This is a genomic window from Bradyrhizobium sp. Kon10, assembly GCF_055807395.1.
On the sequence record NZ_JBVVOZ010000038.1, the window covers coordinates 25,656 to 44,856 of the forward strand.

The 19,201-nt window shown below is 65.4% G+C and carries 19 protein-coding genes; 13 read left to right on the forward strand and 6 right to left on the reverse strand.

What is annotated here, in order from left to right; translation table 11 throughout:
* Positions 1-16 precede the first annotated feature (16 nt).
* The 4 genes from AC0L2O_RS31780 to ku form a co-directional block, all read right to left on the reverse strand.
* Entirely contained in the window at positions 17-181 is a 165-nt protein-coding gene (locus AC0L2O_RS31780; protein WP_369725072.1) for a Flp family type IVb pilin, read from the reverse strand.
* Positions 182-405: 224 nt separating this feature from the next.
* Positions 406-588: a hypothetical protein gene (locus AC0L2O_RS31785; RefSeq protein WP_473372543.1), complete on the reverse strand. Its 183-nt coding sequence runs from the start codon at positions 586-588 to the stop codon at positions 406-408.
* Positions 589-778: 190 nt separating this feature from the next.
* A complete protein-coding gene (locus AC0L2O_RS31790; RefSeq protein WP_473372544.1) occupies positions 779-1,015 on the reverse strand; it encodes a hypothetical protein in 237 nt (78 codons plus the stop codon).
* 58 nt (positions 1,016-1,073) lie between these two features.
* Positions 1,074-2,048, reverse strand: a complete 975-nt coding sequence (ku, locus tag AC0L2O_RS31795; RefSeq protein ID WP_473372545.1) for a non-homologous end joining protein Ku — start codon at positions 2,046-2,048, stop codon at positions 1,074-1,076.
* 235 nt (positions 2,049-2,283) lie between these two features.
* On the opposite strand from ku, the gene AC0L2O_RS31800 reads away from it, so the two are divergent.
* The 13 genes from AC0L2O_RS31800 to AC0L2O_RS31860 all read left to right on the forward strand — a co-directional run bounded on the left by AC0L2O_RS31800 (position 2,284) and on the right by AC0L2O_RS31860 (position 18,172).
* The gene (locus AC0L2O_RS31800) at positions 2,284-2,439 is read left to right on the forward strand and encodes a hypothetical protein (RefSeq protein WP_369725064.1); all 156 of its coding nucleotides are present in this window, start codon (positions 2,284-2,286) and stop codon (positions 2,437-2,439) included.
* A 209-nt stretch (positions 2,440-2,648) separates the two neighbouring features.
* Positions 2,649-3,314 carry a response regulator transcription factor gene (locus AC0L2O_RS31805; protein WP_018315821.1) on the forward strand — a complete coding sequence of 222 codons (666 nt, stop codon included), beginning with the start codon at positions 2,649-2,651 and terminating at the stop codon, positions 3,312-3,314.
* Positions 3,315-3,419: 105 nt separating this feature from the next.
* Positions 3,420-4,796: an ATP-binding protein gene (locus tag AC0L2O_RS31810; protein ID WP_473372546.1), complete on the forward strand. Its 1,377-nt coding sequence runs from the start codon at positions 3,420-3,422 to the stop codon at positions 4,794-4,796.
* A 161-nt stretch (positions 4,797-4,957) separates the two neighbouring features.
* Complete coding sequence (locus tag AC0L2O_RS31815) at positions 4,958-6,361, forward strand: hypothetical protein (RefSeq protein WP_473372547.1); 1,404 nt, start codon at positions 4,958-4,960, stop codon at positions 6,359-6,361.
* 100 nt (positions 6,362-6,461) lie between these two features.
* Complete coding sequence (locus AC0L2O_RS31820; RefSeq protein ID WP_369726470.1) at positions 6,462-6,731, forward strand: hypothetical protein; 270 nt, start codon at positions 6,462-6,464, stop codon at positions 6,729-6,731.
* A 158-nt stretch (positions 6,732-6,889) separates the two neighbouring features.
* Positions 6,890-8,017 carry a c-type cytochrome biogenesis protein CcmI gene (gene ccmI / locus AC0L2O_RS31825; RefSeq protein ID WP_473372548.1) on the forward strand — a complete coding sequence of 376 codons (1,128 nt, stop codon included), beginning with the start codon at positions 6,890-6,892 and terminating at the stop codon, positions 8,015-8,017.
* A gap of 37 nt (positions 8,018-8,054) precedes the next feature.
* Positions 8,055-8,564: a cytochrome c maturation protein CcmE gene (gene ccmE, locus AC0L2O_RS31830; protein WP_473372549.1), complete on the forward strand. Its 510-nt coding sequence runs from the start codon at positions 8,055-8,057 to the stop codon at positions 8,562-8,564.
* A complete protein-coding gene (locus AC0L2O_RS31835; RefSeq protein WP_409189449.1) occupies positions 8,561-10,543 on the forward strand; it encodes a heme lyase CcmF/NrfE family subunit in 1,983 nt (660 codons plus the stop codon). Before ccmE ends, AC0L2O_RS31835 begins: the two co-directional genes overlap by 4 nt.
* Positions 10,544-10,548: 5 nt before the next feature.
* Positions 10,549-11,028 (forward strand): cytochrome c-type biogenesis protein, encoded by a 480-nt coding sequence (locus AC0L2O_RS31840; protein WP_473372550.1) that lies wholly within the window; start codon positions 10,549-10,551, stop codon positions 11,026-11,028.
* A gap of 212 nt (positions 11,029-11,240) precedes the next feature.
* Positions 11,241-12,818 (forward strand): Do family serine endopeptidase, encoded by a 1,578-nt coding sequence (locus AC0L2O_RS31845; RefSeq protein WP_409189447.1) that lies wholly within the window; start codon positions 11,241-11,243, stop codon positions 12,816-12,818.
* 263 nt (positions 12,819-13,081) lie between these two features.
* Positions 13,082-13,762, forward strand: a complete 681-nt coding sequence (locus AC0L2O_RS31850; RefSeq protein WP_282518800.1) for a response regulator transcription factor — start codon at positions 13,082-13,084, stop codon at positions 13,760-13,762.
* Positions 13,746-15,206 carry a sensor histidine kinase gene (locus AC0L2O_RS31855; RefSeq protein WP_473372551.1) on the forward strand — a complete coding sequence of 487 codons (1,461 nt, stop codon included), beginning with the start codon at positions 13,746-13,748 and terminating at the stop codon, positions 15,204-15,206. The genes AC0L2O_RS31850 and AC0L2O_RS31855 overlap by 17 nt, the downstream gene beginning before the upstream one ends.
* On the forward strand, positions 15,203-18,172 hold the full coding sequence (locus AC0L2O_RS31860) for a bifunctional [glutamine synthetase] adenylyltransferase/[glutamine synthetase]-adenylyl-L-tyrosine phosphorylase (RefSeq protein ID WP_473372552.1): 2,970 nt from the start codon (positions 15,203-15,205) through the stop codon (positions 18,170-18,172). The genes AC0L2O_RS31855 and AC0L2O_RS31860 overlap by 4 nt, the downstream gene beginning before the upstream one ends.
* Here the strand turns inward: AC0L2O_RS31860 and AC0L2O_RS31865 are convergent.
* Positions 18,147-18,380, reverse strand: coding sequence for a formate dehydrogenase subunit delta (locus AC0L2O_RS31865; RefSeq protein WP_473372553.1), 234 nt, complete (start codon positions 18,378-18,380; stop codon positions 18,147-18,149). The genes AC0L2O_RS31860 and AC0L2O_RS31865 overlap by 26 nt on opposite strands.
* A complete protein-coding gene (gene fdhD / locus AC0L2O_RS31870; protein WP_473372554.1) occupies positions 18,370-19,197 on the reverse strand; it encodes a formate dehydrogenase accessory sulfurtransferase FdhD in 828 nt (275 codons plus the stop codon). The genes AC0L2O_RS31865 and fdhD overlap by 11 nt, the downstream gene beginning before the upstream one ends.
* Positions 19,198-19,201 lie beyond the last annotated feature (4 nt).

Here is a 19,201-nt window from a genome sequence, read left to right on the forward strand (position 1 = left end):
ATGACGAGATTGGGATTTACTTCGTGGCCGCGCTGATCGAGTTGAACTTATTGCTGAGGAGGACGCTCCCCGTGTTGGTCACAACCGTCACGATGGCGAGCGCAATACCCGCGGCGATCAGGCCGTACTCGATCGCGGTGGCGGCATTTTCATCGGCAAGAAAAGACTTGAGCAAAGTCATCGCCAACTCCTCTTTATCCAGTCCAATGTATGCTCGCGGCGTTATCAAATTGGTAAATTGACGACCTGGCTTTTGCGCGCACCAGGAAATACAGGTTCGGCCGACCTTGCCCGCAATCTCTTAAGCTAATAGCCGTTAAACGAAGGTTTCATTATCCGGTTGAAATGAACCGAAACAGGACATTGGCAGGGTCGAAGGGCATCGGCGCCGGCCATGGCGGCGCCTCAACGCGTGCCGGCGCGTTCCGGTGCGCGTTTACGAGAGCGTCCCAGTGCTGCCGCGATGCGGCGGACCAGATCGCTCACCACAAGCGGCTGCGCTCGCACCGTAGCGTTTGCTATCCGCTCGTCCTCGGTCGTGTCGCTCACGATGCCGATGTAGTTCTTTCTGGTGTCCTGCTGCTGCACGGTGGTGCGAACCCTGGCTCGATCGATGCCGGACCGTGATGCCCGCAAAGCGAATCGACGGTTAATTTTGCCTCCCGTAGGAATACCCGGTGCGGCATGATTGCACGGCCGTGCCGAAAGGCACCGTGGCGCTTTAAGGGATTGTTGAGGCTGTTCGTCAACCGATCGGCAAGCATGCCGAGCTCTGCGCTCATCTATGCGTCCCCTCGGCGTTCAGTGCACGCAGCATGCCGATGCGGGCAAACATCACCCAGCCGCCGCCGTTCTCCGCCGCATTGATGAGTGTCTCGACCGCTGTTTGCCAGCGCGGCTGCTGCTGCTCGGCCTCGGGCAGCTGCATGATGTAGTCGGCGGCCTGTTGCAGCGTGCGCAACCTGCGGCCGCCGCGTAACGCGATCGGATCCTCGAACGGCGTCGACCAGGGCATGTCAGGCCGCCGGACCGATGAGGAGAGGCATCACGATGCGATCAGCAATATGATGTCGTCAGCCGGCCTTCTTGGTCCGCGCCGGCGCGCGCACCGGCTTCTCGGCCTTCTTGGGTGCCGCCGTCTTGGCTGCAGCTTCCTTGCCGCCCTTGCCCGCGATCGGCAGCAGCATCTCGCGCTGGCCCTCCACGCGCTTCTTCGGCTTCTTGCCCTTGGCGGCGTTGACCGCGGTCTTGGCTGCGGGCGCTGCGTCCTTCTCGTTGGCAATGCTCTTCTTCAACGCATCCATCAGGTTGATGACGTTGCCGCCCGTCTTCGGTGCCGCCTTGGTCGCGATCGGCGCGCCGGAACGCTTCTTGTTGATGAGATCGATCAGCGCGGTCTCGTAGTGATCCTCGAACAGCTCGGGCTCGAACGCGCCGGACTTTTTCTCGACGATATGCCTGGCGAGGTCGAGCATGTCCTTGGTCAGCTTCACGTCCTGAATGTCGTCGAAATATTCCTTCTCGCTGCGTACTTCGTAGGGGTAGCGCAGCAGAGTGCCCATCAGGCCGGTCTCGAGCGGCTCAAGCGCGATGATGTGCTCGCGGTTGGTCAGCACCACGCGGCCGATCGCGACCTTGTCCATGCTGCGGATGGTCTCGCGGATCACCGCATAGGCGTCATGGCCGACCTTGCCGTCCGGCACGAGATAGTAGGGGCGGATCAGGTAGCGGTTGTCGATGTCCGCCTTCGGCACGAATTCGTCGATCTCGATCGTATGGGTCGAGTCCAGCGCGATCTCGTCGAGCTCGTCCTTGCTGACCTCGATATAGGTGTCGGTGTCGACCTTGTAGCCCTTGACGATGTCCTCGGAGGTCACCTCGTCGCCGGTCTCGGCGTCGACCTTGAGGTACTTGATCCGGTGGCCGGTCTTGCGGTTGATCTGGTTGAACGAGACCTTCTCGGTATCCGACGTGGCCGGATAGAGCGCGACCGGGCAGGTCACGAGCGAGAGGCGCAGAAAACCCTTCCAATTGGCACGCGGGGCCATGGGCTACTCCAAACGCAACAGGGACAGCTGACAAGAATACCATCGGGGAACAGCGAATCATAGCGAGGCGGGATGCGGAATCCTGCAACTGCGTTAACCGGCCGCGGGGCGGGCGGTTGCTGCCTGATCCAAATGCAAAGTCCGGAACATCATTTCGGATCAGGCGTTGCCCCGCGAGACGAGGCTGTGACGATGTTGCGACATCGAAAGACGGCCGGAGATTGAGGTCACCATCATGGCAACCAGGCGAGAGCAGCGTCCGATCGTCGAAACCTCGACCGAGGCACGCCAGGGCGAGCCAGGGCCGTCCGTGGCAGCGTTGCTTGCCATCTCGACCGGGCTTGCGATCCTGATCCTCGCCGTCGTCTGGTTCGTGTTCTTCCGGACCTGAGGGCCGGATCCGCCGCGTCGCGCGGCACAACTGCGCCCGCCAAGCCACCGGCTCGTCCGCTGGCCTGGCGGGCGCAGTCGTGTCGGTGCGCGAGCGGGTCGCAAATGACCAAAAAGTAACGTAAGCCGGTTCCCGGTGTTCATATTCAGTTCACGCCGGAATTGCTCATCTCCGGTGGTCATTCATGCGACCTATCTTTGGAGACAAGCGTGCGCCTGCTCGTTGTTGAGGACGACCCTGATCTCAATCGCCAGCTCACCAAGGCGCTGACGGACGCCGGCTACGTCGTCGATCGCGCCTTCGACGGTGAGGAGGGGCATTATCTCGGCGACAACGAGCCGTACGACGCCGTCGTGCTCGATATCGGCCTGCCGAAGAAGGACGGCATCTCGGTGCTCGAGGCCTGGCGCCGCAACGGCCGCACCATGCCGGTCCTGATCCTCACCGCGCGCGATCGCTGGAGCGACAAGGTGCAGGGGTTCGATGCCGGCGCCGACGATTATGTCGCAAAGCCGTTCCATCTGGAGGAGGTGCTGGCGCGCATCCGCGCGCTGCTGCGCCGTTCCACCGGCCATGCCCAGAGCGAACTGAGCTGCGGCCCGGTCACGCTTGATACCAGGACCGGCCGGGTCAGCGTCTCCGGCAACCCCGTGAAGATGACCTCGCACGAATATCGGCTTCTGGCCTACCTGATGCACCACTCGGGCCGCGTCGTCTCCCGCACCGAACTCGTCGAGCATCTCTACGACCAGGACTTTGACCGCGACTCCAATACGATCGAGGTTTTTGTCGGCCGCATCCGCAAGAAGCTCGACGTCGACATCATCCAGACCGTCCGCGGGCTCGGCTATCTCCTGACCCCGCCGGCCGCTTGACGCCTCTTGACGTCACTTGGGCTTGACGGCCGGCCGGACACAGGGCCCTTGGTCGGGTCATGACGTCCGACGATCCGCCATCCCGTGCCCGCCGGAACCCCGCCGATGGCCGCTAGCTCGCTTGCCAACCGACTGTTCCTGTCGGCGACCGCCTGGCTCGTGGTGATCCTGGCCATCACCGGCGTTGCGCTGTCGTCCGTCTACAAGAATGCCACCGAGCGCGCCTTCGACCGCCGGCTCAATCTCTATCTGCGCACGCTGATCGCCGAGGTCGCGACTCCCGACGAGCCGCCGGATCGTCAGTTCCAGTCGCTCGGCGAGCCCTTGTTCGAGCTGCCGCTGTCCGGCTGGTACTGGCAGATCACGCGCACCGACACGGAAAAGCCGGAGGTGCGCTCGTCGCGCTCGCTGTGGGACAAGAAGCTGCCGAAGCTGGAAGAGCAGGGCGCCGAGCTCACGGCCGCCGGCATCCGCCTCGCTTATGTCGACGGGCCGGAGGGGCAGAACCTGCGGATGGTGGAGCGGCCGGTCGATCTCGGCAGCGACGGAAAATATCTCATCAGCGTCGCCGGCGACGACACCGAGATTTTCGACGAGACGCGCAGCTTCGACTATTATCTCGGCGGCACCTTTACCGCGCTCGGCATCGTGCTGCTGCTGACCACGGTATTCCAGGTGCGATTCGGTTTGGCGCCGCTCAAGCGCATCTCGGAGTCCATCGCCGACATCCGTTCCGGCCGGGCGGAGCGGCTCGAGGGCGAATTCCCGGTCGAGATCGCGCCGCTGGCGCGCGAAACCAACGCGCTGATCGATGCCAACCGCGAGATCGTCGAGCGCGCACGCACCCATGTCGGCAATCTCGCGCATGCGATCAAGACGCCGCTCTCGGTCATCGTCAACGAGGCCAACGCGCATGCCGCCGATCCGTTCGCGGCCAAGGTGATGGAGCAGGCGGACGTGATGCGCGATCAGGTCGCCCATCATCTGGAGCGCGCCCGCATCGCGGCAAGGGTTTCCGTCGTCGGGACCGTTACGGAGGTCGCGCCGGCCATCGAGGCCTTGCGTCGGACCATGGAGAAGATCCACCGCGGCCGCGGCATCGTCGTCGAGACCAAGGCCGATCCGTCGGCAAAGTTCCGCGGCGAACGGCAGGACCTCGAGGAGATGGTCGGCAATCTCGTGGACAATGCCTGCAAATGGGCGGCCTCGCGGGTCTTTGTCGAGGTTTTGGTAGACCCCCCGCAGCAGGCCGGCGCCGGCCCGCGGCTGCGGCTGCTCGTCGATGACGACGGGCGGGGCCTGTCGGAGGCCGAGCGCGCCCAGGTCTCACGGCGCGGCCAGCGCCTCGACGAGTCCAAACCCGGATCGGGGCTTGGCCTGTCCATCGTGGTCGACCTCGCCGCGCTCTATGGCGGCAGCCTCTCGCTGGGGCCCGCGCCGATCGGGGGCCTGCGGGCCGAGTTGGTGCTGCCCGGAATATAATCCCTTGTTCCGGCGCGATTTTCTGCTCTGGCCGACGTCGATGCGGACGAAATCGGGGGCATTCGCCGCAACTTCCTCAACGGCTTCTTAAGGCGCGCGCCCCTATGATCGCGCCCGGACGCATCCCATGTCCGCCACTTTAGCGTGCATTACCCGGGCGCATGAGCCAGACATCGATCGAGCGGCTGAGAGAATATCTCGCGCAGCTCCCGCCGCAGGCGCAGGCGCTGCTGATGCGGGAGTTCGAGCGCGCGCTTGAGCGCGGCCAGGACACGGCTGTGGCGACCCTGGTGCTCGACCAGCTACGCAAGATCGTGCGCAAGACCGAATCAGAGGAAGCCCCGCCGCCGCGCACCGAGGATCTGTCGCGGCTGCTGTTCCAGATAGTGGAACCGTTCCTGGTCGACGCCGGCGCACCAACCCGGGTCGGACAGATCCGGCGCTCCTCGCTGCAGCCGATCTGGCAATGGCTCGGCCGTGACGGTGCCCCGGCCAAGCTGAACGAATTCGAGGCGACGCTGGCGCGCATGCCGGCTGCCGACAGTGCCGGCCAGGTCGAAACGCTCGCCCATGATCTCCTGGCCGTCGCGGCGGATGCGATCTTCGCGCTCACCGGGCCGGGCGGCGGCGACAAGTCGCGCGCGCTCGCGCGCGTCGGGCCGCCCAATGTGATCGAGGATCTCTATTCGATCGGCGCGGTGCTGCAGATCCGCGAGGCGATCGGCACGCTCAACGAAAAGCTTCCGCGCTTCCTGCGCACGTTCGGCGATCCCCAGGTCGCCGCAGTGACTGCTGCGCTCAACATTCCCGCGGTCCAGACGCCCCAGATGCTTCCCTTCGCGCTGTCGCTGGTGATCCAGCGCATGGCCGCGCCGTGGCAGATCATCCGCCTCGCCATCAAGATCGCGGCGTCGGACGACGAGATCCGCGTCGCGGCGACGCCCTACGGCGTTGCCGTCACGATGGCGCTGCACGATTTGTCCTGCGTTGCCGCGAATTTGCGCACGGATATCAAGCGCAGCCGCTTCGACACCATTGCCGACAATTTGAAGGCGCTGCATGACGGTGTGCGCGGCCTGCGCACGGAGCTCGATCTGCGCAACGATTCCACCTGGGGCAAGCAGCTGACCTCGATTCGGGCCGACATCTCCAATGCCCTGCAATCGGAGATCGACAGCGTTCCCGGCCGCGTTCGGCGCATTCTGCGCCAGCGCGCGGAAAAGGACATCCCGCCGGGGGCGCGCATCGACAGCACCGAGGTCGAGGAGACCGTGGCGCTGATCGATTTCGTCGCGACTTGCCGCAATTATGCCAGCGAGCTCGCGATCAACGAGGTGACGTTGCGCACCTATTCCGACCTCCAGCAATATGTGGAGCGGTCGACAGAATCGCTGGTGCAGTCGCTGCGCGCGGCCGATCACAAGGTCCGCACCTATCGCCAGCAGCAGGTTCAGGCCGCGATCCGATTCTGCGAGGTGCTGTTCGGCGACGACTACGCCTCGTTGATGAGCCGCGCCGCAGAAAACGCGGTAACGGGCGAGCGAAAATCGACGCGCGCCAGCTGAACCAGGCGCATCTTTTCGTGATCACAATTTATGGTTGACGATGCTGGTGGCCGGCCGTACGGTCGCCGCGCATGTTTGGGGACATTTTATTTGTGGGCGCATGAAACCAATTATCAGCTTCGTCGAGATTGAGAACCGCGTCATTGTTGCCAAATATCAAAGACTGATGGTCAGCGCGAAGGTGGTGCTGGTCGATAAGGCAAGCGGTCGGCAACTGCCTGAGACAGTCACCACAATTGCGTCCCCGGTTCCGCTGGGCGCCGTGCGCATCAGACTGCCGGAAGCGATCACGCCAGGAACCTATTTCCTGAAGGCGCTCAACGGGCGCGGCGAGGATGCCGCCCAGAGCGTGGACTTCCAGATCGGCTAAGCCGTTGGATTTCCACCGCTTCGAGACGGCGCCGCTCGCGCCGAATTGACAATTGTCAATTGCCGCCCTGTCCGGCCGTGGTGTAAAGCCACGTGGTGTAAGGCCACGTGATAAAGCCATTGATGGGCGCGGTTCGCGCCCTCCCGGAAGCTTGCCCGATGACGCTATGGTTCGTGTTCGCGCTGATGACGGTCGCGGCGATCTTCGCCGTGCTCTGGCCGCTCGGCCGTGGCGCAGGCGCACAGCGCCAGGACACCGAGAATCAGGGCAGCGAGGTCGCCGTCTACAAGGACCAGCTGGCCGAGATCGAGCGTGATCTCGCCTCGGGGCTGATAGCCGCGCCGGAAGCCGAAGCCGCGCGCGTCGAGATCAGCCGCAGGCTGCTCGCCGCGGCCGGCAGCGAGTCTGTGTCCGAGCCGAAGTCCGATCTCAAATGGCGCCGTGCGGCCGCCGTGCTGGCGCTCATCGGCCTGCCGCTCATCGCGATGGGCGTGTACATTCCGCTCGGTTCGCCGAAGCTTCAGGACTTCCCGCTGGCGCAACGGGAGCGTGGGCCGGGACCCGGCATGGCGCAGTCGCTCGAGACTCTCGTCGTGCAGGTCGAGCAACATCTGGAGAAGAATCCGACCGACGGTCGCGGCTGGAGCGTGCTCGCCCCGGTACTGGAACGGCTGGGCCGCTTCGACGACGCGGTGCGCGCCTATCGCAATGCGCTGACCTACAACGGCGAGAGCCCGGAGCGTCGGTCGGATCTCGGTGAGGCGATCGCGGCCGCTGCCAGCGGTGTGGTGACGGCGGACGCCAAGACCGAGTTCGAGCGCGCGCATGCGCTCAACGCCGACGATCCCAAGGCGAACTATTTCCTGGGGCTCGCCGCCGAGCAGGACGGCCGCAAGGATGATGCGGCCAATATCTGGCGGGCGCTGCTTGCGAAGGCGCCGGCGGATGCGCCGTGGCGCCCTCTGGTGCAATCCTCACTGGCGCGCGTCGGCGGCGGCGGTACGATGCCGACATTGTCGGACGACACGATCGCAGCTTCCAAGGATATGAGCGAGGGCGATCGCGGCACGATGATCCGCGGCATGGTCGAACGTCTGGCCACGCGGTTGAAGCAGAACGGCGACGATGTCGACGGCTGGCTGCGTCTGGTGCGCGCCTATCTCGTGATGGGCGACCGCGACAAGGCGGTGGGTGCTTCGACCGATGCCCGTCAGGCGGTCGCCAACGACGCCGAACGGCTGCGCCAGCTCAACGAAGGCCTCAAGACTCTGGGGCTCGACGGATGACGATTTTGCAACGAGACGCGCGGAGAACGGATACGCCATGACGCGCAAGCAGCGACGTATGACCATCATCGGCGGCTCGCTCGCCGTGCTCGCGCTGGCCGCCGCGCTCGTGCTCAACGCGCTGCGTGACTCCATCGTGTTCTTCTCGACCCCGACCATGGTCGCCGAGAAGCACGTCCAGCCCGGCAAGCGGTTTCGTCTCGGCGGCCTGGTGCAGCCCGGCTCGCTCCAGCGTGGCGCCAATCTCGCGGTGACGTTCGAAGTGGCCGACGGCGGTGCCAAGCTGCCCGTCGCGTACAAGGGCATCCTGCCTGATCTGTTCCGCGAAGGGCAGGGCGTCGTCGCCGAAGGCGCACTCGATGCCAATGGCGTGTTCAAGGCCGACACGGTGCTGGCCAAGCACGACGAGACCTACATGCCCAAGGACGTCGCCGATGCCCTGAAGAAACAGGGGCACTGGAAGGACGATTACGGTGCCAAGGCATCTGATGGCGTCAAGCCGGCGGCGACGACCGCGCAGGGCAATTCGCAGGGAGCGGTGCGGTGATCGCGGAAGCCGGACATTATGCGCTGGTGCTGGCGCTCGCGCTGGCGTTGATCCAGTCGATCGTGCCGCTGATCGGGGCGCGCTTGCGTGATACCGCGCTCATGAACGTGGCGCGCTCAACCGCGCTGGCGCAGTTGCTGTTCGTCGGCGCATCGTTTGTCGCACTCGTCACCTTGCACGTGACCTCGGATTTCTCCGTCGCCAACGTTTACGAGAATTCGCACTCCATGAAGCCCTTGATCTACAAGATCACCGGCGTGTGGGGAAACCATGAAGGCTCGATGCTGCTCTGGGTGTCGATCCTGGCGCTGTTCGGCGGGCTGGTCGCCGCCTTCGGCAACAATCTGCCGTTGTCGCTGCGCGCGCATGTGCTTGCGGTGCAGGCCTGGATCGCCAGCGCCTTTTATCTCTTCATCCTGGTGACCTCGAATCCGTTCCTGCGCATCGTCAATCCGCCGATCGAGGGACGCGATCTCAACCCGGTGCTCCAGGATATCGGCCTCGCCGTGCATCCGCCGATGCTCTATCTCGGCTATGTCGGCTTCTCGATCTCGTTCTCCTTCGCGATCGCGGCGCTGATCGAGGGGCGGATCGACGCGGCCTGGGCGCGCTGGGTGCGGCCGTGGACGCTGGTCGCCTGGATCTTCCTGACGCTCGGCATCGCCATGGGCTCCTACTGGGCTTATTACGAGCTCGGCTGGGGCGGCTGGTGGTTCTGGGACCCGGTCGAGAACGCCTCGCTGATGCCGTGGCTCGCCGGCACCGCGCTGCTGCATTCGGCGCTGGTGATGGAGAAGCGCAACGCGCTGAAGGTCTGGACCATCCTGCTGTCGATCCTGACTTTCTCGCTGTCGCTGCTCGGTACTTTCCTGGTGCGCTCGGGCGTCATCACTTCCGTGCACGCCTTCGCCAATGATCCGACCCGCGGCGTGTTCATTCTCCTGATCCTCTGCCTGTTCATTGGCGGCAGCCTGTCGCTGTTCGCGGCGCGTGCCACCGCGTTGAAACAGGGCGGCCTGTTCGCGCCGATCTCGCGCGAGGGCGCGCTGGTGTTGAACAACCTTCTGCTCACCGTCGCCTGCGCGGTCGTGTTGTTCGGCACGCTCTATCCGCTGGCGATGGAGGTGCTGGCCGATTTCAAGATGTCGGTCGGCGCACCGTTCTATAATCTCAGCTTCGTCCCGCTATTTGTCCTGCTGCTGCTCGCGGTGCCGTTCGGGCCGATGCTGGCGTGGAAGCGCGGCGATCTGCTCGGGGTCACCCAGCGCCTGCTCGCGGCCGGTGTCGCCGGGCTCGTCGTGATCGCCCTTGTCTGGGCCTGGACGCGGGGCGGCAGCGCGCTGGCGCCGTTGGCGATCGGGCTTGGAGTGTTCGTCATCGCCGGCGCCGTGACGGATCTCGCCGAACGAACCGGCTTGTTTCGCCTGCCGTTCGCAACGTCGTTGCATCGCGCCCGCGGCCTGCCGCGCTCGGCATGGGGGTCTGTGTTCGCTCATGCCGGTCTCGGCGTCGCGCTGATCGGGATCGTCTGCGAGACCACCTGGAACAGCGAATACATCGCGACGATGAAGCCGAACGACGTCGCCCAGGTCGCGGGCTACGATCTGAAGCTCGACGGCTTGTTTGAGCGCCAGGGACCGAACTACCGCGAGATGATCGCGCAGTTCAACGTCAGCCTGGACGGCCGAACGCTCAGCGTGATGACGCCCTCGAAGCGCAGTTTCACCACGCGCGGATCCTCGACCACCGAGGCTGCGCTGCTGACGCGTGGCGCAAGCCAGCTCTACATCTCGCTCGGCGACGTCGCCGCCGACGGTGCGATCGCGGTGCGGATCTATCACAAGCCGCTGGTGCTCTTGATCTGGTGGGGACCCGTGCTGATGGCATTCGGCGGCATGCTGTCGCTCTCGGACCGGCGCCTGCGGGTTGGTGCGCCGAAGCCGGCGCGGGCCAAGCAACGCCTCCAGCCGGCGGAGTGATTCTGATGCGCCGGATGATGGCCGCGATCGTCGCGCTTGCGCTGCTGGCTTCGCCTGCGGCCTACGCCGTGCAGCCCGACGAGATCATGTCGGACCCCGCCAAGGAAGCGCGCGCACGCGACTTGTCGCGCGAGCTGCGTTGCATGGTCTGCCAGAACCAGTCGATCGACGATTCCGATGCGCCGCTCGCGCGCGACCTGCGGCTGCTGGTGCGCGAACGGATCGCAGCCGGCGACAGCAATTCCCAGGTGCTCGACTTCCTGGTGGCGCGCTATGGCGAATTCGTGCTGCTCAAGCCGCGCTTCGAGCGTCAGACGATGCTGCTGTGGCTGCTCGCGCCGCTGCTGCTGGCCGGCGGAGGTCTGGCGCTGTGGCTGCAAATTCGGCGCCGCGCGCGAAGTGGTGCAGACGTACCAGCTCCGCCGCTCACGCCCGATGAAAAGGCGCGACTAGCGGCCTTGATGTCGGACGAGGCATCACGTTAGCAGGCGTCGACGATGGCATTGCGGGAACCTCATTAAGTTCCTGCAGCAGCACGATTTTTTGCCTGCGATAAACTGCCGCATGCAAGCGCGGCCTTCATTACCAAAGTTTAACCCCGCAGCCAGCGCGCGGTAAGGCGGCGGCCCCCATCTTGGGGATCGTAAGGTGCTGCCCACCGGCACCAAGTGGATTTCAAGGCCCTGGAGACCTCCGCATGACTGACCGTCCCGATCTCACGAACCTTCCGTCCTTCCGGCAGCCCCGCCGCTCGGTTTTCTCGGCCCGCAGAATCGCGCTGATGGCTTCGGTCGTCGCCGGTCTCGGGATCGCCGTCCACGGCTTCAGCCCATCGACCTCGCCTGCCGACCTGTTCTCAAGCCCGGCGCACGCGCAGGTCAACAACGAGGTCAAGAAGGTCGAACGTCCGATCGGTTTCGCCGATATCGTCGAGCGCGTGAAGCCGTCGGTGATCTCGGTGAAGGTCAACATCAAGGAAAAGACCGCCAGCAATGACAGCGGCGACGACGAGTCCTCGCCGTTCCAGCCGGGCTCGCCGATGGAACGCTTTTTCCGCCGCTTCGGTGGGCCGGATGGCTTCCCGGGCCTGAAGGGTGGTCGTGGCCGCGTCGTGCAGGGCCAGGGCTCCGGCTTCTTCATCTCGGCCGACGGCTATGCCGTGACCAACAACCACGTGGTCGACAGCGCCGACAAGGTCGAAGTCACGACCGACGACGGCAAGACCTACACCGCCAAAGTGATCGGCACCGACCAGCGTACCGACCTCGCTCTGATCAAGGTCGAGGGCGGCTCCAACTTCCCGTTCGCCAAGCTTGCCGACGGCAAGCCGCGGATCGGCGACTGGGTGCTCGCGGTCGGCAACCCCTTCGGACTCGGTGGCACCGTCACGGCCGGCATCGTCTCGGCGAGCGGCCGCGACATCGGCAACGGTCCGTATGACGATTTCATCCAGATCGACGCGCCCGTGAACAAGGGCAATTCCGGCGGTCCGGCCTTCAACACCGACGGCGAGGTGATGGGCGTCAACACCGCGATCTACTCGCCCTCCGGCGGTAGCGTCGGCATCGCGTTCTCGATTCCCGCGAACACCGTGAAGAGCGTGGTTGCCCAGCTCAAGGACAAGGGTTCGGTCAGCCGCGGTTGGATCGGCGTGCAGATCCAGCCGGTGACGTCCGACATCGCCGACAGCCTCGGCATGAAGAAGGCCGAAGGCGCGCTGGTGGCGGAGCCGCAGGCGAACGGTCCGGCCGCCAAGGCCGGCATCGAGTCCGGCGACGTGATCACCTCGGTCAACGGCGAATCCGTCAAGGACGCCCGCGAACTCGCTCGCACCATCGGCGGCATGGCGCCCGGCGCGACCGTGAAGCTCAACGTGCTGCACAAGGGGCAGGACAAGGTCGTGAACCTCACGCTCGGTCAGCTGCCCAACACGGTCGAGGCCAAGGCCGACACCGATAACGACAGCGGCAAGAGCGCGAGCAAGGGCACCGACGTGCCGAAGCTCGGCATGACGGTGGCGCCCGCCAATTCCGTCGCCGGTGCCGGCAAGGACGGCGTCGTGGTCACCGAGGTCGACCCGAAGAGCGCTGCGGCCGAACGCGGCTTCAAGGAAGGTGACGTGATTCTCGAAGTCGGCGGCAAGAGCGTGAGCACCGCCGGCGATGTCCGCGAGGCCATCAACGCGGCGAAGACCGACAACAAGAACAGCGTCCTGATGCGCGTGAAGAGCGGCGGCCAGTCGCGCTTCGTCGCGGTGCCCCTCGCCAAGGGGTAACGCCCAGGAGGCTTGCGAGACAAGGGTGTCGCCGGCATCAGTCGCCCCGCCGACGGCGCCCTTCCCGGGAGCGAAGCAACGCTCCCCATGTCTACCTTCCGGTGGAATTACGCCCCCCTCCGTCGGAAGGCCTAGGGCGGTGAAGTCCCCCCAGCTTCACCGCCCGCCTTTTTCTCGATGCCGGAGTCGCTCGGCTTGCACGCGATCGCCGCTCGCGCCATGTTTAGAGAAGGTTGACCTCCTTGACCGCCCCCGAACGCACGATGCGCCTCCTCATCATCGAAGACGACCGCGAATCCGCCGACTATCTCGTGAAGGCGTTTCGCGAGGTCGGACACATTGCCGACCACGCCGCCGACGGCGAGGAAGGCCTCGCCATGGCCGAGAACGGTGATTACGACGTGCTGGTGGTCGACCGCATGCTGCCCAAGCGCGACGGCCTGTCGCTGATCGGCGCGCTTCGCGACAAGGGCGACTCGACGCCGGTGCTGATTCTCTCCGCCCTCGGTCAGGTCGACGACCGCATCAAGGGGCTGCGCGCCGGTGGCGACGACTATCTGCCAAAGCCCTATTCCTTCGCCGAGCTGCTGGCGCGCGTCGAGGTGCTGTCACGCCGCCGCGGCGGTCCGGCCGAGGATACGCTCTACCGTGTCGGCGATCTCGAACTCGACCGGCTGTCCCATCGCGTCGCACGGGGCAAGGACGAGCTGACGCTTCAACCGCGCGAGTTCCGCCTGCTCGAATATCTGATGAAGCATGCCGGCCAGGTGGTGACGCGCACCATGCTGCTGGAGAACGTCTGGGACTACCATTTCGATCCGCAGACCAACGTGATCGACGTGCACATTTCGCGGCTGCGCTCCAAGATCGACAAGGGCTTTGAGCGCCCGCTGCTGCACACCATCCGCGGCGCCGGGTACATGATCCGTGACGGCATTCGGTAAACTCGTCCGCACCACGGCATTCCGGCTGACGCTGGTCTACCTGTTTTTGTTTGCGATTTTCGCGGCGTCGCTGCTGGCCTATTTCGCCTGGAATACACGGCGCCTCATCACCGAGGAGATCACGCAGACGGTCAACGCCGAGACCTCGGAAATCTCCGAGATCTACGGCCGCCGCGGCATGTTCGGCCTCGTGCGCACGATCGAGTACCGCGCGCTGCGACCGGGCGCCAATCTCTATCTCGTGACCACCCCGACCGGCCAGGCGATCGCTGGGAACGTTGGCTCGCTGGCGCCGGGCGTGATGGCGACGCGCGGCTGGACCGAGACCGCCTACCGGCGGATCGAGGAGGCGGATGATCGCGATCACCGCGCGCTGGTACGCGTCACCGAGCTCGAGAACGGTTTCCGGCTCTTGATTGGCCGCGATCTTGCCGAGCGGCGGCGCTTGTTCAGCATCGTCGCCAAGGCGGCACAATGGTCGATCCTGATCGTCGTAGTGCTCGGCCTCGGTGGCGGCATCTTCGTTGCCCGCAGGGTGCTGACGCGCATCGACGCGATGTCCGGCACCGCGCATCGCATCATGATCGGCGACCTCAGCGAGCGCCTGCCGGTCGGGCGCAGCGGCGACGAGCTCGATCGCCTCGCCGAAAATCTCAACGCCATGCTGGAGCGGATCGAAGCGCTGATGGCGGGGCTGAAGGAAGTCTCCGACAACATTGCCCACGATCTCAAGACCCCGTTGACGCGCCTGCGCAACCGCGCCGAGGAGGCGCTGGCGAAATCGGGCAGCGAGGGCGACTACCGCGCCGCACTGGAACGCACCATCGAGGAATCGGACGGACTGATCCGCACCTTCAATGCGCTGCTGATGATCGCGCGCGCGGAGTCCGGGCAGGCGCGCGGCAACATGGATGATTTCGATGCCGCCGATGTCGCGGGCGGCATCCACGAACTCTACGAGCCGTTGGCCGAAGACGACGGCATGACCTTGAAGGTCAAGAGCCAGCCCGCGCCGATTCACGGCAATCGCGAACTCATCAGTCAGGCGCTTGCCAATCTGGTCGAGAACGCCATCAAATACGGCAAGCCGGCGGCGCAGACGGCCGGAACGGTGGTCAGCCTGGATAGCCGGCAGATCACGATCGAGGCAAGGCGCGAGGGCGATCAGGTGCTGCTCAGCGTCACCGATCGCGGCCTGGGAATTCCCGAGGGCGACCGCAAGCACGTCGTCGAGCGATTCGTGCGGCTCGAGGCGAGCCGTACGCTGCCCGGTTCCGGCCTCGGCCTCAGCCTCGCATCGGCCGTTGCCACATTGCATGGCGGCGAATTGCGCCTCGGCGACGCCCAGCCTGGGCTCGTGGCCACGTTGGTGCTGCCCGCGCGCGCGGGCGCCGGCGACAGGGTTGCTCCGCCAATACCGGATGTGCCACAGAAGGTGGCATGAACCACTCCGCGCCGGGAAACGCGGACAAGCATGGTGAGAGCCTGGCGGCCCGCTTCGCGGAGGCTCCCCATATTGCCGCTTCCGCAACCGACGAAACACGCTTTGAAAGTTGGCTGGCCGAGCTCGAGCCGGCACCATTGGCCCGTCTTCAAGCGCTGCTGGTTCATCGCTTCGCGCGGGATATCCTGGCCGCCATTGCGGAATTTTCGCCCTATCTTTTCGAGCTGGTTCGCGCCGATCCGCAGCGTCTGATCCGGCTGCTTGAATCCGATCCGGATGCGCATCTGGCCGCGCTGATCGCAGAGGCGAGGGGCGCGGTGCTCGCAGCGAGCGACGAGGCCGAAGTGATGCGGCTGCTCCGCCGCATGAAGGCGGAGGCAGCGCTTCTGATCGCGCTGTGCGACATCGGCGGAGTCTGGCCGGTGATGCGGGTGACGGCGGCACTGACTGACATTGCCGTATCCTCGGTGCAGGCCGCGCTCCGATATTTGCTGCGGCAGGAAGCCGCACGCGGCAAGCTCATACCTCCTGACCCCGAGGCGCCGGAGAGAGGTTGCGGCCTGATCGTGCTCGCGATGGGCAAGATGGGTGCGGGCGAGCTGAACTATTCCAGCGACATCGATCTGATCGTGTTCTTCGATTCTGATAACACGACACTGGCGCCCGACATCGAGCCGCAGCCGTTCTTCGTCCGGGTGACGCAAGCGATGGCGCGCATTCTCCAGCAGCGCACCTATGACGGCTATGTCTTCCGGGTCGATCTGCGCCTGCGCCCCGATCCGTCCTCGACCCAGGTCGCGATCTCCCGCGACGCGGCGCTGCACTATTACGAGCGGGAAGGGCGCACCTGGGAGCGCGCCGCGATGATCAAGGCGCATGCCTGTGCCGGCGATCCCAGGGCGGGCGAAGCGCTGCTCGCCGAAATCTCCCCCTTCGTCTGGCGTAAGCATCTCGACTTCGCCGCGCTCGCCGACGTCCACGACATGAAGCGGCAGATGCAGACCTATCGCGGTCAGAGCGAGATCGCAGTCGAAGGCCACAACGTCAAGGTCGGCCGCGGCGGCATCCGCGAGATCGAGTTTTTCGCGCAGACGCAGCAGCTGATCGCCGGCGGGCGCCATCCGGAGCTGCGGGTGCGGCCGACGCTCATCGCACTCGACGTGCTCGCCGCCAGCAACTGGATCACCTTTGAAGCGCGCGAGGAATTGACCAGGGCCTATGAATTCCTCCGCCGGGTCGAGCACCGGCTCCAGATGATCGCCGACGAGCAGACCCATGCCTTGCCCGACGACAAGCAGGCGGTCGAGCGCTTCGCCCGGTTCTTCGGCTACGAGAACCGCGAGACTTTCGCCCGTGACCTGTTGCGCCAGCTTGAAATCGTCCAAGGGCATTACGAAAAGCTGTTCGAGGGCGACGACCCGGCCGGAACGGCAAGTCTGCCGGCCCTCGACTACCACGCCGGCCGCGATGATCCGCGCCTGCTCCAGCACCTGACGACGCTCGGATTCAAGAAGCCCGCCGCCGTCGCGCAGACCGTGCGCGAGTGGATCAGCGGCGACTATCGCGTGTTCCGCAACGAGCAGACGCGCAGCGCCTTCGTCGAGTTCGTGCCGGCGCTGATTGACGGGCTCGCGCATGCCGAAGAGCCCGACCGCGCGGTCGTGGCGTTCGATCATTTCCTCAGCGCGCTTCAACGTGGTGGTCGATTGATCACGCTGCTCGGCCAGAACCGCGATCTCGTGGCGCTGGTGGCCCTGGTGCTGGGCGCCGCCCCCCGGCTTGGCGAGATGCTGGCGCGGCAGCCGCAGCTCATGGACGGCTTGATTGATCCGCGCTTCTTCGGCGCGATGCCGGACCGGCGGGAATTGTCGGTGCGGCTGGCGGCCACGGTCCAGGACGCAGGCTCCTACGAGGAATTTCTCGATCGTTTGCGTCTGTTCGGCCAAGAGAGCCTGTTCCTGATCGGCACCCGCATCCTCTCTGGCACCGTCTCGGCGCAACAGGCAAGCACGGCCTTTGCCGATGTCGCCGAAGGCATCGTCCATACCGTGCATGGGCTGGTCGCCGATCGCTTCGCCGCCCAGCACGGGCGGATCAAGGGGCAGGAGACCGCGATCATCGCCATGGGCCGGCTCGGCGGCCGCGAGATGACGGCGTCCTCCGATCTCGACCTGATCCTGCTTTATGATTTCGATAGCGATGACCCGGATTCCGACGGGCCGAAATCGCTCCAGGGTGCGCATTATTTTGCCCGCCTCACCCAGCGCCTGATCAGTGCCTTCACCACGCGCACCAATTACGGCGTGCTCTACGAGATCGACATGCGGCTGCGCCCCTCGGGGCGTGCCGGCCCGGTGGCGTCGAGCCTCGTTTCGTTCGCGGACTACCAGGCCAACGAGGCCTGGACCTGGGAGCACATGGCGCTGACGCGTGCGCGCGTGGTGTCGGCGTCCCCCGAATTCCGCGAGCGCATCGAACAGATCATCCGCGAGGTCCTGACCCGCCGCCGCGACCCGTTGGTCATTGCCACGGATGTCGCCGACATGCGGCGCGCGATCGCGCAGGAGAAGGGCGAGACCGACCATTGGGATCTCAAATATGCCGCCGGCGGCATGGTCGATATCGACTTCATCGCGCAATATCTGCAGCTCGTGCACGCGCACGACAAGCCGGGGATTCTCGACGTCAGCACGGTGCAGGTGCTGGAGAATGCTGCCAGGCTCGGCCTGCTGCCGCACTCGGAAGCCGAGATCCTGCGCGCGGCTGCGCGGCTCTATCACGATCTGACGCAGATCCTGCGGCTCTGTGTCAGCGATCGCTTCAAGCCGGATACCGCCGGCATCGACCTTCAACGCGTGATGGCGCGCGCCGGCGATGCGCCGGACTTCTCCTCGCTTGAGGCGCGCGTCAAGGAGACGCAGAGCGAGGTGCGGCGGGTGTTCAGCGTGCTGCTGGAAGGGAAGTAGCCTGCTTCAGCGATGTGAGGGCTTCGCGCACGTTCGGCTCAAGTCCCGCACCGCCCGCATCGACATGAGCGAAGATCGCGCGCTTCATCCGGGGATCCCAGAATTTCTTGATGTGCTCGGCGATCCCCGGCACGGCCTTGTCGTGGCCCTGGCTGCGGAAGAACGTACCGATCTGGTTGGCCATGTAGATCAATCGGTCAGGCGACATCGGCAACCTCCGTGGCATGGCGCGCGACGATGCGGCTGCCATGGGTAAACACTTCGAACCCGTCTTGTCGCGCAATCGCGACCAGCGTGATCCCGGCGGCATCCGCGGTGCGGACGGCGAGCGCAGTGGGGGCGGAGACCGCGACCATCACCGGCGCGCCGATCGCGGCGGCCTTCTGCACCATCTCGACCGAGACCCGGCTCGTCAGCAGCACCAGACCGCCGCTCGCAACGGTGCGGCTGCGTGCCAGCGAGCCCGCGAGCTTGTCGAGCGCGTTATGGCGGCCGACATCCTCGCGCAGCGCCACGATGCCGCCCTCAGGCGACCAGAACGCGGCGGCGTGAACGGCGCGGGTTTGCACGTTGATAGATTGCAGGGGAGCGATCGCCTGCATGGCCGTCATGATCTGCTCGGGCGTGAAGGTCTGCCCCTGCGGCACGGCGGCCGCTGGCCGCACGGCTTCTGCAATCGAGTCGATGCCGCAGATGCCGCAGCCGGTCGGGCCGGCAATGTGGCGCCGGCGCTCGCTGATGCGTCCTGCATCCTCTGAGGCCAGCCACATCCGCAGCTCGATGCCATGATCGAGACGGACGACTTCGAGCGACCGGATCTCATCGATCGATTTGACGACGCCTTCGTCCAGGCTGAAGCCGACGGCAAAGTCTTCCAGATTCTGCGGCGTCGCCATCATGACGGCGTAGGTGCCGCCATTGTAGGTCAGCGCGAGCGGGGTCTCCTCAGGGATCAGCCGCGTCCCTTCGGACGCGACGCCGTCGCGAAAAATTTCGCGGTCGATGGGCTGGACCGGCACGTGCATGCGG

Excerpts from the sequence above, each read along its gene's own strand:
- AC0L2O_RS31860 (WP_473372552.1), top strand. The coding sequence starts at position 15,203 with ATGAACCACTCCGCGCCGGGAAACGCGGACAAGCATGGTGAGAGCCTG.
- AC0L2O_RS31820 (WP_369726470.1), top strand. The coding sequence starts at position 6,462 with ATGAAACCAATTATCAGCTTCGTCGAGATTGAGAACCGCGTCATTGTT.
- AC0L2O_RS31845 (WP_409189447.1), top strand. The coding sequence starts at position 11,241 with ATGACTGACCGTCCCGATCTCACGAACCTTCCGTCCTTCCGGCAGCCC.
- AC0L2O_RS31850 (WP_282518800.1), top strand. The coding sequence starts at position 13,082 with ATGCGCCTCCTCATCATCGAAGACGACCGCGAATCCGCCGACTATCTC.
- ku (WP_473372545.1), bottom strand. The coding sequence starts at position 2,048 with ATGGCCCCGCGTGCCAATTGGAAGGGTTTTCTGCGCCTCTCGCTCGTG.
- AC0L2O_RS31840 (WP_473372550.1), top strand. The coding sequence starts at position 10,549 with ATGCGCCGGATGATGGCCGCGATCGTCGCGCTTGCGCTGCTGGCTTCG.
- AC0L2O_RS31790 (WP_473372544.1), bottom strand. The coding sequence starts at position 1,015 with ATGCCCTGGTCGACGCCGTTCGAGGATCCGATCGCGTTACGCGGCGGC.
- AC0L2O_RS31865 (WP_473372553.1), bottom strand. The coding sequence starts at position 18,380 with ATGTCGCCTGACCGATTGATCTACATGGCCAACCAGATCGGTACGTTC.
- AC0L2O_RS31800 (WP_369725064.1), top strand. The coding sequence starts at position 2,284 with ATGGCAACCAGGCGAGAGCAGCGTCCGATCGTCGAAACCTCGACCGAG.
- AC0L2O_RS31810 (WP_473372546.1), top strand. The coding sequence starts at position 3,420 with ATGGCCGCTAGCTCGCTTGCCAACCGACTGTTCCTGTCGGCGACCGCC.
- ccmE (WP_473372549.1), top strand. The coding sequence starts at position 8,055 with ATGACGCGCAAGCAGCGACGTATGACCATCATCGGCGGCTCGCTCGCC.
- AC0L2O_RS31780 (WP_369725072.1), bottom strand. The coding sequence starts at position 181 with ATGACTTTGCTCAAGTCTTTTCTTGCCGATGAAAATGCCGCCACCGCG.
- fdhD (WP_473372554.1), bottom strand. The coding sequence starts at position 19,197 with ATGCACGTGCCGGTCCAGCCCATCGACCGCGAAATTTTTCGCGACGGC.
- AC0L2O_RS31815 (WP_473372547.1), top strand. The coding sequence starts at position 4,958 with ATGAGCCAGACATCGATCGAGCGGCTGAGAGAATATCTCGCGCAGCTC.
- ccmI (WP_473372548.1), top strand. The coding sequence starts at position 6,890 with ATGACGCTATGGTTCGTGTTCGCGCTGATGACGGTCGCGGCGATCTTC.